The organism is Luteimonas sp. A482 (assembly GCF_054072655.1).
The window spans coordinates 411,781-426,910 of sequence record NZ_JBSVRO010000002.1 but is presented as its reverse complement, the minus strand read 5'-3'; the positions used below and the strand labels follow the sequence as shown (position 1 = coordinate 426,910).

At 70.5% G+C, this 15,130-nt stretch carries 11 protein-coding genes; 1 reads left to right on the top strand and 10 read right to left on the bottom strand.

What is annotated here, in order from left to right; genetic code table 11:
• Positions 1 to 34: 34 nt before the first annotated feature.
• Genes ACW5DW_RS10525 through ACW5DW_RS10480 form a run of 10 tightly spaced genes read right to left on the bottom strand, consistent with a single transcriptional unit; the run spans position 35 to position 13,706 of the window.
• A complete protein-coding gene (locus ACW5DW_RS10525; RefSeq protein WP_457018790.1) occupies positions 35 to 2,581 on the bottom strand; it encodes a TonB-dependent receptor in 2,547 nt (848 codons plus the stop codon).
• Positions 2,578 to 3,819, bottom strand: a complete 1,242-nt coding sequence (locus ACW5DW_RS10520; protein WP_457018789.1) for an acyl-CoA dehydrogenase family protein — start codon at positions 3,817 to 3,819, stop codon at positions 2,578 to 2,580. The genes ACW5DW_RS10525 and ACW5DW_RS10520 overlap by 4 nt, the downstream gene beginning before the upstream one ends.
• Before the next feature lie 12 nt (positions 3,820 to 3,831).
• The gene (locus ACW5DW_RS10515) at positions 3,832 to 4,995 is read right to left on the bottom strand and encodes an acyl-CoA dehydrogenase family protein (RefSeq protein WP_457018788.1); all 1,164 of its coding nucleotides are present in this window, start codon (positions 4,993 to 4,995) and stop codon (positions 3,832 to 3,834) included.
• Between the two features lie 16 nt (positions 4,996 to 5,011).
• Positions 5,012 to 5,908: an SDR family oxidoreductase gene (locus ACW5DW_RS10510; RefSeq protein WP_457018787.1), complete on the bottom strand. Its 897-nt coding sequence runs from the start codon at positions 5,906 to 5,908 to the stop codon at positions 5,012 to 5,014.
• Between the two features lie 17 nt (positions 5,909 to 5,925).
• Complete coding sequence (locus ACW5DW_RS10505; RefSeq protein WP_457018786.1) at positions 5,926 to 6,708, bottom strand: SDR family oxidoreductase; 783 nt, start codon at positions 6,706 to 6,708, stop codon at positions 5,926 to 5,928.
• Between the two features lie 11 nt (positions 6,709 to 6,719).
• Complete coding sequence (locus ACW5DW_RS10500) at positions 6,720 to 8,549, bottom strand: acyl-CoA dehydrogenase (protein ID WP_457018785.1); 1,830 nt, start codon at positions 8,547 to 8,549, stop codon at positions 6,720 to 6,722.
• Between the two features lie 4 nt (positions 8,550 to 8,553).
• The gene (locus ACW5DW_RS10495; protein ID WP_457018784.1) at positions 8,554 to 9,732 is read right to left on the bottom strand and encodes an acetyl-CoA C-acyltransferase; all 1,179 of its coding nucleotides are present in this window, start codon (positions 9,730 to 9,732) and stop codon (positions 8,554 to 8,556) included.
• An 8-nt stretch (positions 9,733 to 9,740) separates the two neighbouring features.
• Complete coding sequence (locus tag ACW5DW_RS10490) at positions 9,741 to 11,852, bottom strand: 3-hydroxyacyl-CoA dehydrogenase NAD-binding domain-containing protein (protein ID WP_457018783.1); 2,112 nt, start codon at positions 11,850 to 11,852, stop codon at positions 9,741 to 9,743.
• 58 nt (positions 11,853 to 11,910) lie between these two features.
• Positions 11,911 to 12,969: a phosphotransferase family protein gene (locus ACW5DW_RS10485; protein WP_457018782.1), complete on the bottom strand. Its 1,059-nt coding sequence runs from the start codon at positions 12,967 to 12,969 to the stop codon at positions 11,911 to 11,913.
• Positions 12,966 to 13,706, bottom strand: coding sequence for a 2-phosphosulfolactate phosphatase (locus ACW5DW_RS10480; protein ID WP_457018781.1), 741 nt, complete (start codon positions 13,704 to 13,706; stop codon positions 12,966 to 12,968). Before ACW5DW_RS10480 ends, ACW5DW_RS10485 begins: the two co-directional genes overlap by 4 nt.
• A 187-nt stretch (positions 13,707 to 13,893) precedes the next feature.
• On the opposite strand from ACW5DW_RS10480, the gene ACW5DW_RS10475 reads away from it, so the two are divergent.
• Positions 13,894 to 15,129 (top strand): acyl-CoA dehydrogenase family protein, encoded by a 1,236-nt coding sequence (locus ACW5DW_RS10475; RefSeq protein ID WP_457018780.1) that lies wholly within the window; start codon positions 13,894 to 13,896, stop codon positions 15,127 to 15,129.
• The last annotated feature ends 1 nt before the right edge of the window (position 15,130 follow it).

Sequence of the window (15,130 nt, the reverse complement as noted above, 5' to 3'; positions counted from 1 at the left end):
CCACCAGGCCGCGGCCGCATGCACTTCCGCAGGCTCAGTACATGACGCGCAGGGTCACGCCATAGGTGCGCGGCGCACCGAGGAAGGCGTTCCACGAGCCGGTCTGGATCGGCGCATCGAAGCCGACCTGGCTGTAGGTCTCGTCGGTGAGGTTGCGACCCCACAACTCGACCGCCCAGCGCCGGTTGCGCGAACCCAGCACCAGGCGCGCGTCGACCACGGTGTAGGCCTCCTGGAACTTCTGCGGATCCAGGTCCGATCCGGTGTTGTGGTCACCGGTGTAGCGCGCGCCCAGGTAGGTGCGGGCCATCAGGCTGTCGGCGACGTCCCACTCGTAGGTCAATGACGCATTCGCCTGCCACCGCGGCATGAACCCGGGCGTCGCCCCGGGCAGCAGCACCAGGTCGTCGTCTGGCAGCAGGTCGCTGCCGAACTCCGCGTCCAGGTACGTCGCCCCGCCCTGCAGCGACAGGCCGTCGACCGGCGTCTGCCACATCAGGTCCAGGTCCAGGCCACGGCTCACGAGTTCCGGGATCGAGCGCACGACATAGCTGGTGCCGAGGAAGCTGTTGAGCTGGAAGTCGGTGAAGGTCTGCTGGAACAGCGCGGCGTTGAACAGCAGGTTGCCGCCTGCCAGGGTCGATTTCGCGCCGATCTCGTAGCTGTCCACGAACTCGCCCGGGAACGAGGTGTCGTCGACCGGGGTGATGCCGGCCGCGCCCGAGGACAGGCCATCGGCCGACTGCACGCGATCAAGGTTGAAGCCGCCTGACTTGTAGCCCCGCGCTGCCGAGGCATAGGTCATGAACCGCTCGTTCCAGCGGTAGGACGCGCGCAGCGTGCCCGACCACTCCTTCTCCTCGCGCTCCTGCCAGGTGTCGCGGCCATGGTGCTGCACGTTGCTCCACGGCAGGCACATGTAGCCGATCACGGTCGGCACCAGGCCGGCGATGTACGCCCCCGGCACCCCACGCCCGGCCAGCGCCGCGCCCACCTGCGCCGGATTGGTCAGCCCGTTGAAGCAGCCGATGCCGCCGTTGGGATTGGACAGCGTCGAGCGCAGCGTCTTGCGCTCGTCGGTGTAGCGCGCGCCCAGGGTGATGTCGAGCGCGTCGGTGGCGTGCCAGACGTTGTTGGTGAACAGCGCGGTGCTGCGCGCATTCTGCTCGAAGTGGTCGTGGCTGCCGCCGCCGGTGAACGTGGTGCCGAAGGGACGGCCCGCGGCCTGCGACAGGAACAGGAACGGATTGCCGGTGTTCACCAGCCCGGCCGGGAACGAGTTGGCGATGTTGTTGATCAACGCGATCGACAGATACGGCTCGTAGGCGCTCCCCATGCTGATGCTGTCGTTGCGCACCAGGTCCTCGTCGGCATGGAATACGCCGAGCATCCAGTCCACCCGCTCCCTCGACCCCGTCAGCCGGAATTCCTGGCTGAAGGTCTCGAAGCCGACATCGTTCTCGCCGGCGCCGTAGGGACGGACCCAGATCGGTGCCGTGGTGAAGTCGAGGTCGCCGGAGTTGAGGTTGGTCCAGTCGCGCATCGCGGTGATCGAGGTCAGGGTGGCATCGCCCATCCACGGCGTGTCCCAGTCGACCTGTACCGACCAGCCCTTGTCCTCCACCGACTGGCGGGTGATGTCGTTGCTGTAGGCCAGGCGGCGCGAGGGGTCGGGAACGGCAATGACCCCGGCGCCACCGGCCAGCGCATCGACGATGTCGGCGGTGGGGCCGCGCGTGGTGGTGACCGCCGCGCAGCATTCCTCGGTGCGGCTGGCGAAGTCGGCGATCATGCGGATGCGCAGGCTGTCGGTCGGCTCGAGCAGCAGCTGGCCACGCAGGCCGTGGAAATCAAGGTCGCTGTCCTCGCGGCTGGTGCGCGGGCCCGGCCCGGTCTCGACATCGAGGAAGCCGTCGCGCCAGCGCTTGACCCCGTAGAGGCTGAAAGCGGCCTTGTCGCTGATCGCGTCGTTGTAGCTGGCCGAGACGCCGAACAGGCCGTAGTTGCCGGCGGTGATCTCGGCTTCCGCGCTCTGGCTGTAGGACGGCGCCCGGGTCACGACGTTCACCAGGCCGGCCGAGGTGTTCTTGCCGAACACCGTGCCCTGCGGGCCCTTGAGCACCTCCACCCGCTCGACAGGGCCGAGGTCGCCGAAGCCCACGCCGTTGCGTGGACGGTATACGCCGTCGATCACCACGCCCACCGACGATTCCAGGCCCGGGTTGTCGCCCACCGTGCCAACGCCCCGCAGGCGCACCGTGGTCTGGCTTTCCGAGGCCGTGCTGGTGACGCTCATGCCCGAGACCAGGTGCTGCATCTCCTTGATGTCGCGAACGCCCGCGTCCTGCAGCAGCTGTTCGGGCAGCACGCTCATGGTGATGGGCACGTCCTGCAGCGCCTCCTCGCGCTTCTGCGCGGTGACTATCAGCGCGTCGAGCGTGGTCGGCGCGCTGTCGCGCGCCCGCGTTGGCTGCGACTGCGCACGCGCATCGTCCTGCGCCGCGGCAGCGGTGGCGAAACCCGCCAGCACGGCCGCGACCGACCAGGCCAGCATGTTGCGATTCTTCTTGTTGCGATTCATGGATCTACCCTCCCAAGCAGACTGGATGTGGAGAACCCGCCCTCACGGCCCGCGCCCATGGCGTGGCGCCCGGATTCCCTTGCTGTGCCGCGTCCCGCGATTGGCGTGTGTTCCCTCCCCTGGGCGGCCTGCGCCGGCGCGAGACGCCGGTACAGCCGCATGTGGTCGTCGGTGGTGCCCATGCGCAGCTCGAAGGCGAGCAGGCGCCTGAAGCAGTGGCTGACGTCGAGCTCGTCGGTCATGCCCATGCCACCGTGCAGCTGCACCGCCTCCTGCCCGACGCTGCGTGCGGCCTGGCCGACGATCACCTTGGCGCCGGAGACCGCCTCGCGCCTGGCGTGCGCGTCGTCCTGCAGGCAGGCGGAGGTGGCGAAGTAGGTCATCGATCGCGCCTGCTCGACCTGCATGTACATGTCGGCCATGCGGTGCTGCAGCGCCTGGAAGCGGCCGATCGGCGTGCCGAACTGGGCCCGATCGCGGCTGTACTGCACGGTCGCGGCGAGGATGCGGTCGAGCACGCCCACCGCGTCGGCGCACAGCGCGGCGATGCCGCGGTCGAGCGCTTCGTCGAGCGCAGCGCTGGCGTCGCCATCGCCCAGCCGCGCATCGGGGCCGAGTCGGACATCGAAGGCGATGTCTGCGGCGCGCTGGCCGTCGACGGTGCGCACCGGCTGCAGGCGCACGCCATCGGCCTCGCGCTCGACCAGGAACACGCCGCAGCCATCGTCCGTGCGCGCGGTGACCAGCAGCCAGCGCGCCATCGGCGCGTGGTAGATCCCGGCCTTGTCGCCGCGCAGGCGCCAGCCGTCGCCCTCGACGATGGCTTCCGTCGCGAGCGGCTGTGCCCAGCCGCCGGCTTCGTCGTGGGCGAGCACCGCGATCGCCTCGCCTGAGGCCAACGCGTCGAGCAGGCGTGCGCGGCGTTCGCCCCGTGCGAGCAGCGAGACCACGCGCGTGGCGAGGATCGCACTGGAGTGGAACGGCTCGACCAACAGGCCTGCGCCGGTGGCCTGCGAGACCAGCATCGTGCCGACCGGCCCGGCGCCGATGCCGCCGTCGGCTTCGTCGATGTCGAGCGCCAGCAGGCCCAGCTCGGCCAGGTCGCGCCAGCTGCGCTGCGACCAGCCTTCCCCGCTGGCGAGGATCTTCGCGCGGTGCTCGAGCGAATATCCCGATTCCATGTAGCGCCGGATCGAGTCCTGCAGCATCTGCTGCTCTTCGGTGAAGGAGAAATCCATGCGTCGTTCCCGTCAGAGATTGAGGACCATCTGCGCGATGATGTTTCGCTGGATCTCGTTGGATCCGCCGTAGATGCTGAGCTTGCGCAGGTTCATGTAGTTGCCGACCGCGCGCGGCACGTCCTCGCCGTCGCCGTCGAACGCCAGTGCCTTCGCGCCGAGCGCCTCGACCTGCAGTTCGCTGATGCGCTGGAGGATCTCGGTGCCGCGGACCTTGAGCATTGACGCCTCCGGCCCCGGCGCCTGCTGGCGTGCCTCGGCGAAGATCACGCGCAGGTTGGTGACCTCAAGCGCCTTGAGCTCCAGCGCCACCTGCGCAATGCGCGTGGCGAACAGTGGATCGTCGGCCAGCGGCGCGCCGTCGCGGCGGAGTTCGCCGGCCATGCGCCCAAGCCGCGCCAGCTCGCGGCGGCTGGCGCCGATGCCGGCGATGTTGGTGCGCTCGTGGCCGAGCAGGAACTTGGCGTAGGTCCAACCGGCGTTCTCCTCGCCGACGAGGTTCCCGACCGGTACGCGCACGTTGTCGAAGAACACTTCGTTGACTTCGAAGCGGCCGTCGAGCAGTCGCGTGGGCTGCAGGCGGATGCCGGGCGTCTTCATGTCGACCAGCAGGAAGCTGATGCCGCGCTGCGGCTTGGCCGCCGGGTCGGTGCGCACCAGGCAGAAGATCCAGTCGGCGTACTGGCCGAGTGTGTTCCAGGCCTTCTGGCCGTTGACCATGTAGTGGTCGCCATCGCGCTCGGCGCGGGTCTTGAGCGAGGCGAGGTCCGAGCCCGAACCGGGTTCGGAATAGCCCTGGCACCACCAGTCGCTGCCGTCGAGGATGCGCGGCAGGAAGCGCTCCTTCTGCGCCTGCGAGCCGTAGCGCATGATTACCGGCGCCACCATCTTCAGGCCGAACGGCAACTGGATTGGCGCGTCGGCGGCGGCGCATTCGAGCTCGAACAGGTACTGGCGGGTCTTGTCCCAGCCGGTGCCGCCGTGCTCGGCCGGCCACATCGCCGCGCCCCAGCCCTGCGCGTGCAGGATCTGCTGCCAGCGGCGAAGATCGCGTTCGGTGTCGCCCTCGTCGCCGCGGCGCACACGGTCGCGGATATCGTCGGGCAGGTGCACAGCGATGAAGGCGCGTACCTCGTCGCGGAAGGCGAGTTCGTCGGGGCTGAAGTTGAGGTCCATTCGGTCTCCGTGGAGTTCAGGGCGCGCGCAGCGCGTCGACCAGCTGCTGCCGCAGCTGCGGCATCGCGGCGTAGGGATCGGGAGGCGCGTCGCCGGCCTGCAGCGCATCGATGCGGGCGCGCACGCCGTCGAGCGCCTGCGGGTGCGGCAGGATCCAGAAGCGGCGCGCGGCGACGGCATCGAAGGTGAGGCGCGCGACGTCGGCTGCGGTGAGCCTGGCCGACGCCACTGCCTGCTCGACCAGTGCGCGGCCCAGCGCGGCAGCGCGCGTGGTCGAAGGCGTCTGCGCCGGCCGATTGCGGTCGGAATGGGCGATGCCGGTGGCCACCCACGACGGACACAGCACCGAGCAGCCGACCTGGCGCGTGACCAGCGACAGGTCCTGGTGCAGGGTTTCCGACAGCGACACCACCGCGTGCTTGGCGACGTTGTAGGGGCCGGTCAGCGGCGGATCGACCAGCCCCGCCATCGATGCGGTGTTGACCACGTGCGCCCGGTATCCGGCATTCTCGTGCGCGGCGGCCAGCATGCGCGGCACGAAGGCGCGAACGCCGTGGATGCTGCCCCACAGGTTCACGCCCAGCACCCAGTCCCAGTCCTGCTCGGTGGATTCCCACAGCAGTCCGGTGGTGCCAACGCCGGCGTTGTTGAACAGCAGGTGCACCGCACCGAAACGCGCCCAGGCATCGTGCGCAAGCGTGTGCATGTCCTCGCCCCGGGCCACGTCCAGGCGCCGGTGCATCAGCTCGGCCCCCTCGCCTTCGAGTTCGGCGACCGTCCCCGACAGCGCGTCGGCCTGCACGTCCGCCAGCACCAGCGCCATGCCCGCGCGCGCGGCGGTACGCGCAAACTCGCGACCGAAGCCCGAGCCGGCGCCGGTGATCACGGCGACCTTGCCGCGCAGCGTACCCATGGCCAGCGTGGACGCACTCATACCGCCGTGTACCCGCCATCGATGGCCAATACCTGCCCAGTGATGTGTGCGCCGGCGTCGGACGCGAACAGCAGCGCAGCGCCCTTGAGGTCGCCGTCGCCACCGAGCCGGCGCAGCGGCGCGCTGCCCATCAGCGCCTCTTCGCCGAGCGCATCGATCACGCCCTGGCTCATCTTCGAGGGGAAGAATCCCGGCGCGATGGCGTTGACGGTGATGCCGTGGCCGCCCCACTCCGCCGCGAGCGCGCGGGTCAGGTTGACCACCGCGCCCTTGGAGGCGTTGTAGGCGACTGTCTTCAGCGCGTTGCCGCCGTTGCCGCGCAGGCCGGCGACGGAAGCGAGGTTGATGATGCGCCCGCGGCTGCGAGGTAGCATCGAGCGCTTCGCCACCTGCTGCGTCAGCAGGAACAGGCCACGCACGTTGAGGTCGAAGACCTTGTCCCAGGCCTCGAGCGGATAGTCGGCCGCGTCCGCGCCCCAGCTCGTGCCGGCGTTGTTGACCAGGATGTCGACGTGGCCGAAGACGGCGAGCGTGGCGTCGACCAGGCCTGCAACCGATTCGGGCTTGCCGATGTCGGCGGCAAAGGCCTCGGCGCGGATGCCACGCTGGCGCAGTTGCGCCAGCGCGGCGTCGAGTTCGGCCTGCTTGCGCGCGGAGATCATCACGCTGGCGCCGTAGTCGCCCAGCGCCTCCGCGATCTGCAGGCCAAGCCCGCGCGATCCGCCGGTGACGAGGACGACGCGGCCATCGAGGTCGAACAATGTCCGGTGGGATGGCATGCGTATCTCCTTCAGAACCATTCGTCGCGCATGGCGAGCGCGGTGTCGTCGTTGTCGGCCAGGCGGTCCAGCCACGCGTCCACGCGCGGCAGTTCCCAGGCGATGAAATGGCGCGCGGCCTGTCGCTTGCCGCGCGCGAAGTCGTCGTCGCGGTCGCCCAGCGCCAGCACCTGGTCCAGCCAGACCCAGGCGACGGTGACGTGGCCGAAGGCCTCGAGATAGGCGCTGGCGTTGGCCAGCCGCGCCACCGGGTCGGCGACGGCGAGCAGGCGCGCGGTGACTTCGCGCAGGCGATCGAGGCGTGCGGCCAGCCGCTCCGCGTCCTCGATGTGTGCGCCCGTGCGGGCACGATCGATGGTGGCTTGGACCAGCCTGCAGTACGCCGCGAACGCCGCGCCATCGTCCATCGCCACCTTGCGCCCGAGCAGATCGATGCCCTGGATGCCGTGCGCGCCCTCGTGGATCGCGTTGAGCCGGTTGTCGCGCCAGAACTGCTCGACCTTGTAGTCGCGCGTGTAGCCGTAGCCGCCGTGCACCTGGATCGCGAGGTCGTTGCCGGCCAGGCACCACTGCGAAGGCCAGCTCTTGGCGATGGGCGTGAGGATGCCGAGCAGCCGGCTGCACGATGCGACGGCTTTCGCGTCGCCTGCCTCGCGCGCGATGCTGGCCTCGTCGACCAGCTTCGCGCACAGCAATACCAGGCCCAGCCCGCCTTCGGCATACGCCTTCTGCGCCAGCAGCATGCGGCGCACGTCGGCATGCGCGACCAGCGCCACCTGCGGTTGCGATGCGTCCTTTCCGGCGGGCCCCGGCAGACGCCCCTGCGGGCGGTTGCGCGCATAGTCCAGTGCGTGCAGGTAGGCGGTGTAGCCCAGCGCCGCCGCGCCGAGGCCAACGCCGATGCGCGCCTCGTTCATCATGTGGAACATGCAGGCCAGGCCCTCGCCGGGCCTGCCGACGAGGTAGCCGACCGCGCCGGCGCGGCCACCGGGCCGGAACCGTCCTTCGCCGAAGTTGAGCGCGCAGTTCACCGTGGCGCGGTAGCCGAGCTTGTGGTTGATGCCGGCGAGACTGACGTCGTTGCGTTCGCCCGCGCCGCCATCGACACCGGGCAGCACGCGCGGCACGACGAGCAGCGAAATCCCCTGCGTCCCGTGCGGCAGCCTGCCGTCCGCGTCCGGCACCTTGGCCAGCACCAGATGGACGATGTTGCCGAGGATGGTGTGCTCGCCGCCCGAGATCCACATCTTGCGGCCGCTGACGCGGTACTGCGGCCCCAGCGGCGATTCGCACTCGTATTCGGCGCGCGTGGCGATGTCCGACAGCGACGAGCCCGCCTGCGGCTCCGACAGGCACATGGTGCCGGTCCATTCCCCGCGCAGCTGCGGCAGGGCGAAGGTGTCGACCTGCGCCGGCGTGCCGTGCGCCAGCAGCAGCGAGGCGTTGCCCATGGTCAGCGCCGGATAGGCGCAGGCGCCGATGTTGGCCGCGTACAGGTAGGCCAGCGCCGCGGCGTGCACCACGACCGGCAACTGCATGCCGCCCACCGATTCATCGTGCGTCGCTGCGACCAGGCCGCTTGCCGCGAAGGCGCGCACCGCCTCGGCAACCTGCGGATGCACCGTGACCTGGTCGCCGTCGTACTGCGGCTCCTCCCGGTCGGCCGCCTGGTAGCACGGCGCGAACACGTCTTCCGCCAGCCGCTCGCAGCCGTCCAGCACCGCATCGAAGGTCTCGCGCGAATGCGCCGCGAAGCGCGGCGCCTGCGTCAGTGCGTCCACGTCCAGCCAGTCGTGCAGCTGGAAGCGCAGGTCTTCGCGCGAAACGAGCAGTCCGGCCATGGCGTCACATGACCTCGAACAGTCCCGCCGCGCCCTGGCCGCCGCCGACGCACATGGTCACCACCACGTGCCTCACGCCACGGCGCCGGCCCTCGATCAGCGCGTGCCCGACCAGGCGCGCACCGCTGACGCCGTAGGGATGCCCGACCGCGATCGCGCCGCCATTGACGTTGAGCCGTTCGTGCGGGATGCCGAGCCTGTCCATGCAGTACAGGACCTGCACCGCGAACGCCTCGTTGAGCTCCCACAGGCCGATGTCGTCGACGGTCAGTCCCGCGCTCTTCAGCAGCTTCGGCACCGCGAACACCGGCCCGACGCCCATCTCGTCGGCGTCGCAGCCCGCCACCGCGAAGCCGCGGAACACGCCCAGCGGCTGCAGTCCCCTGCGCTGCGCGGCATCGGCCGACATCAGCACCGACGCGGACGCGCCGTCGGAGAACTGGCTGGCGTTGCCCGCGGAAATCACGCCGCCTGGGATTGCGGAGCGGATCCCCGACACGCCTTCGTAGGTGGTATCGGCGCGCACGCCTTCGTCGGCCGACAGCGTGACCTCGCGCGTGCCCATCGCCTTCGTCGCCGGATCGGCCACGGCCATGCGCACGGTGATCGGCACGATCTCCTCGTCGAAGCGTCCGGCCGCCTGCGCCGCGGCGGCGCGCTGCTGGCTTTCGGCGCCGTAGCGGTCCTGGCGCTCGCGGTCGATGCCGTAGCGCTTGGCCACGTTCTCGGCGGTGTGCAGCATCGGCATGTAGATCGCCGGGTAGTGCCGCTGCATCCAGGTGTCTTCCAGCATGTGCTGGTTGATCGTGTTCTGCACCGTGGAGATGCACTCCACGCCGCCGGCCACGAACACATCGCCCTCACCGGCGACGATGCGCTGGGCGGTCTGCGCGATCGCCTGCAGGCCGGAGGCGCAGAAGCGGTTGACCGTGGCGCCCGCCACGCTCGCCGGAAGCCCGGCGCGGATCGCGGCCTGGCGCGCGATGTTGCTGCCGGTCGCGCCCTCGGGCCACGCGCAGCCCATGACCACGTCCTCGACCTCGGCCGGATCGATGCCAGCGCGCTCGACCGCATGGCGCACCACGTGGCCGCCGACCGTGGCGCCGTGGGTCAGGTTGAGCGCGCCCTTCCAGCTCTTGGCCAGGCCGGTGCGCGCGGTGGAGACGATGACGGCTTCTTTCACGGGAGACCTCACGCGGCGGCGGCGCGCGGGCGCGCAACCGGATCGTTGAAGGACCGGCCGGATTCGGCCAGTTCGACCAGCAGCGGCGCCGGCTCCCAGGCCTCGCCGCGGTGGCCGCGCGCGTAGCGGTGCATCGTCGCGAGCACGTTGTAGAGGCCGACCTGGTCGGCATGGAACATCGGCCCGCCGCGCCATACCGGGAAGCCGTAGCCGGACAGGTAGACGATGTCGATGTCGGAGGCACGCGCGGCGATGCCCTCCTCGAGGATGCGCGCGCCTTCGTTGGCCAGCGCGTACAGCAGCCGCTCGACGATCTCCTCGTCGCCGATCGCGCGGCGCGCGATGCCCTGCGCCTTCGACTGCCCGACGATCATCGCCTCGACCTCGGCCGAGGGCCGCGGCGTGCGGTCGCCCGGCACGTAGTCGTACCAGCCCTTGCCGGTCTTCTGGCCGTAGCGGCCCATCTCGCACAGCAGGTCGGCGTTCTTCGCGTAGACCATGCCGGGGCGCTCGAGGTAGCGGTGCTTGCGGATCGCCCAGCCGATGTCGTTGCCGGCGAGGTCACCCATCCGGAACGGCCCCATCGCAAAGCCGAACGCCTCGATCGCGCGGTCGACCTGCTGCGGCAGCGCGCCCTCGTCGAGCAGGAAGCCGGCCTGGCGCGCGTACTGCTCGATCATGCGGTTGCCGATGAAGCCGTCGCACACCCCCGACACCACCGCGGTCTTGCGGATCCGCTTGGCCATCGCCATCGCGGTGGCCATCACGTTCTTCGCGGTCTTGCCGCCGCGCACCACCTCCAGCAGCGGCATCACGTTGGCCGGGCTGAAGAAGTGCAGGCCCAGCACCTCCTGCGGGCGGCTGGTGAAGGCCGCGATCCTGTCCACGTCGAGCGTGGAGGTGTTGGTGGCGAGGATCGCGCCGGGCCTGGCCACGGCGTCGATCTTGGCGAACACCGCCTGCTTGACCTCGTACTCCTCGTACACCGCCTCGATGACGAGGTCGGCGTCGGCAAGCGCGTCGCAGGACAGCGAGGGCGTGATCAGTCCCATGCGCTGCTCGACCTGTTCGGCGGTGAGCTTGCCCTTCTTCGCGCTGTTCTCGTAGTTGCGGCGGATCGTGTCCAGGCCGCGATCCAGCGCCTCCTGCGTGGTCTCCACCAGCGCCACCGGGATGCCGGCGTTGAGGAAGTTCATGCTGATGCCGCTGCCCATGGTGCCGGCACCGACCACGCCGACCCGCTCGATCGGGCGCGGCTGCACGTCCGGGCCGACGTCTTCGATCTTGCTGGCGGCGCGCTCGCCGAAGAAGGCGTGGCGCAACGCGCGCGATTCGGGGGAATCCACCAGCACGGTGAAGCCCTCGCGTTCGACCGCGATGCCCTCGTCGAACGGCTTGAGCGAGGCGGCCACGGCATCCACGCAGCGCAGCGGCGCCGGGAAATTCCTCGAAGCCGCGGCCACGCCCATGCGCGCCCAGGCGAGGAAGCCCTGCGCATCGTCGTGCTCGACCCTGCGATCGCGCACGCGCGGGTGCGGCTGGCCTGCGGCGATCCTGTCCTTGAGCAGTTCGATCGCGGCCTCGACCACGTCGCCCTCGACCACGCGGTCGAACAGTGCGGTGCCTTCGAGCCGCGCGGCGGGCACCATCGCGCCGGACACGATCATGTTCAGCGCGGTTTCCAGTCCGACCACGCGCGGCAGACGCTGTGTCCCGCCGGCGCCGGGCAGGATGCCGATCTTCACTTCGGGCAGGCCGACCTCGGCCTTCGCGTGCGCCACGCGATAGTGGGCGCCGAGCGCGAGCTCCAGCCCGCCGCCCAGCGCGGTGCCGTTGATGGCGACCGCCACCGGCCTGGCGCTGGCTTCCACCGCCGCGATCAGATCGTGCAGGTTGGGCGCCTGCGTGGCGCGCGGGGTGTTGAACTCCTTGATGTCGGCGCCACCCGAGAACACGCGGCCGCCGCCGGTGATGACGATGCCTGCGACCGTGTCATCGGCATTGGCCGCAGCCAGCGCTTCGGCCAGGCCGCGGCGGATGTCCAGGCCCAGTCCGTTGACCGGCGGGCTGTCGAAGGTGATGACGGCGATGTCGTCGCGCGATGTACGGGTTACGGCCATGTCGGTGCCTGCACCTTGCGGTGTGGGAAGGAAGGGAAGATCGATGCCTGCGCCAGGATCACGCGCCCGTCCCGGCGCGCTGCGCGAAGCGCCAGCCGAGTTCGGCCAGCATCGGCACCTGCGCGCCGAAGCGCAGCGCGTCCGGGTCGGTCGCCATGCCGGCGCGCGCGCGTGCGGCCACGCCCTGCAGGATCGCGGCGAGCCGGAACAGGTTGTAGGCCAGGCAGAAGTCCCAGTGCCCGCCGACGCTCGATCCGGTGCGGCGCTCGTAGGCGCGCACGTAGTCGTCCTCGCCGGGGATGCCGAGCGCGTCGAGGTCGAGGCCGCCGAGGCCGGCGAGGAAGCCAGGCGCGATGTGCCAGCTCATCACGTGGTAGCCGAAATCGGCCAGCGGATGGCCGAGCGTGGACAGCTCCCAGTCCAGCACCGCCAGCAGCCGCGGCTCGTCGCGGGCGAACACGAGGTTGTCGATGCGGAAGTCGCCATGCACCAGCACCACCGGCTCATCGTGCTCGCGCGGCACATGCGCCGGCAGCCACGCGATCAGCCGCTCCATTGCCGCGACTTCGCCGTCGCGGCTGGCCGCGTACTGGCGCGTCCAGCGGGCGATCTGGCGCTCGAAGTAGCTGCCGCCGCGACCGTAGTCGCCCAGTCCCAGCGCATCCACGTCGAGCGTGTGCAGGGTGGCGATCGAAGCGTTCATCGCGTCATAGCGCGCGCCGCGCGCATCGCGCGACAGGCCCGGCAGGGACTGTTCGCGGAAGATGTCGCCGTCGACGAAGTCCATCACGTAGAAGCCGGCGCCGATGATCGTCTCGTCCTCGCACAGCGCGTGCACCGCCGGAACCGGCACGCCGCTGCCGGCCAGCGCCCGCTGCACCCGGAATTCGCGTTCGATCGCGTGCGCGGACGGCAGCAACTGCGTGCGCGGACCGGGGCGCGCGCGCAGCACGCAGTCGCGACGTGCGCTGCGCAGGCGCCAGCCCGGGTTGGAGCGCCCGCCGCCGAGGCGGTCGAACTGCAGTTCGCCGTCGAAGCCCTCCAGGTGCGCGCGCAGCCACGCCCGCAGGCGACCGGCGCCGGCCTCGACCGTCGGGAGCGGCGACGCACCGCTCACGCCGCCGCCCTCACCAGCACGCCGTCGCGCAGCACCGGCACCACGTCGCACGAATCGCAGGACGCCGCGTGCGCGATCTCTTCGTCCAACCCCGCCCGCGCCAGCATCCGACCGACCCGCGAACGGGCGAGCGCCGCGGCCGGCTCCGTGCCGGCGCAGGCGTATTCGGCCGCAAGCGCCGCGTCACTCGCCGCGTAGTCGGCGCACCCCCGCAGCGCGCGCACCAGGTGGCCCGCGCCAATGAAATCCTCCAGGCTGAAACGCCCCAGCGAGCCCGCGCACACCAGCAGCACCGGCCAGCCCGGGTGGACGCGGGCGATGTGGCGCGCCAGCGCTGCGGCGTTGGTCAATGCACCGGCATAGACCGCGCCCGCGTCGCTGCAGGCCGAGATCGCACGGGTGCCGTTGGTGGTGAAGTAGACCAGTTCGCCGCCGTCGCGCAGGCGCGCAGCCAGCGCCAGCGGCGTGGCGGGGGCATGGTCGGGCAAGGTGCGCGCAAGGTATTCGCCGGCAACCACCGCGCCCGGGCGCTGCCGGGCGGCGACACGTGCATCTTCGTCGTCACGCGCCGGGTAGACCGAGGCCACGCCGGCGTCGAGCGCGCGCACGATGGTCGAGGTCGCGAACAGCACGTCGACCACCACCACCACGCGTCCGCGCAGCCGCCCGGGATCCACGTCCTCGCGGCGGACGAGCACGTGCAGGCTGGGCAGCGAACCGGGATCCGGGTCGGTCACTTGAATTCCGTATAGTGGAACTTAATTCTGTACATTGGAATAATCTAGCCCCCATCTCCACGCATCGCAAGCGGCACGCGTGCTGCGTTGCACAACTTGCCGGGCTTTATCAGCGGGTTGCGCTTGCCGATCGCTCGGCATAGCATCGCGTTAATTGATGGAACTATGTTTCGACATACGGAACTTTATGGACCTGACACCCTCACCCCACGCACTAGCCCTTCAGCAGCGCCTGCTGTCCTTCCTGCAGGAGCGCGTTTGGCCAAGCGAGGCCGCCCACCTCGAGGAAGAGGCCGGGGCACGTGCCGCCGGCGATCCCTGGCGGGCCAGCGACGTGATCGAGCGGCTCAAGGCCGAGGCCCGCGCGCAGGGCCTGTGGAACCTGTTCCTGCCCAACTCCCCGCGCGCGCCCGAGGGCCTGTCCAACCTCGACTACGCACCGTTGTGCGAGCTGATGGGGCGGGTGCACTGGTCGCCCGAGGTGTTCAACTGCAGCGCGCCGGATACGGGCAACATGGAGGTCCTGGCGCGCTACGGCACCGAGGCACAGCAGGCGCGCTGGCTGGACCCCCTGCTCGAGGGCAGCATCCGCTCCGCCTTCCTGATGACCGAGCCGGCGGTGGCCTCGTCCGACGCCACCAACCTCGAATGCGCGATCCGCCGCGACGGCGACGAGTACGTGGTCGAGGGCCGCAAGTGGTACGCCTCCGGCGCCGGCGACCCACGCTGCAAGGTCTACATCGTCATGGGCATCACCGACCCGGATGCCGATCCGCACGGGCGCCACTCGATGATCCTCGTCCCCGCCGACACGCCCGGCATCCGCGTCGAGCGGGCGATGGACGTGTACGGCTACGACGATGCGCCGCACGGCCACATGCAGGTCGCGCTGGAGAACGTGCGCGTGCCCGCCTCCAACATGCTGCTGGGCGACGGCCGCGGCTTCGAGATCGCGCAGGGCCGGCTCGGCCCCGGCCGCATCCACCACTGCATGCGCGCGATTGGCCTGGGCGAGCGCGCGCTCGAGGCGATGTGCCGGCGCCTCGCCTCGCGCCAGGCCTTTGGCCGCGCCGTCTCGGAGTACTCGATCTGGCGCGAGCGCATCGCGCAGTCGCGCTGCCTGCTCGACCAGGCGCGGCTGATGGTGCTCAAGGCGGCGCGGATGATGGACACGGTGGGCAACAAGGCCGCGCGCAAGGAGATCGCGATGATCAAGGTGATCGCGCCGCAGGCGGCCGAGAAGGTGCTCGACTGGGCGGTGCAGGCGCACGGCGCGGCCGGCGTCAGCCAGGACACCTTCCTGGCCAAGGCCTGGGCGCACACGCGCACCCTGCGCATGGCCGACGGCCCGGACGAAGTGCATCGCGAGACGATCGCCCGCCTCGAGCTCAGGAAGTACGCACCGCCCAGGGGAGGCCACTGAC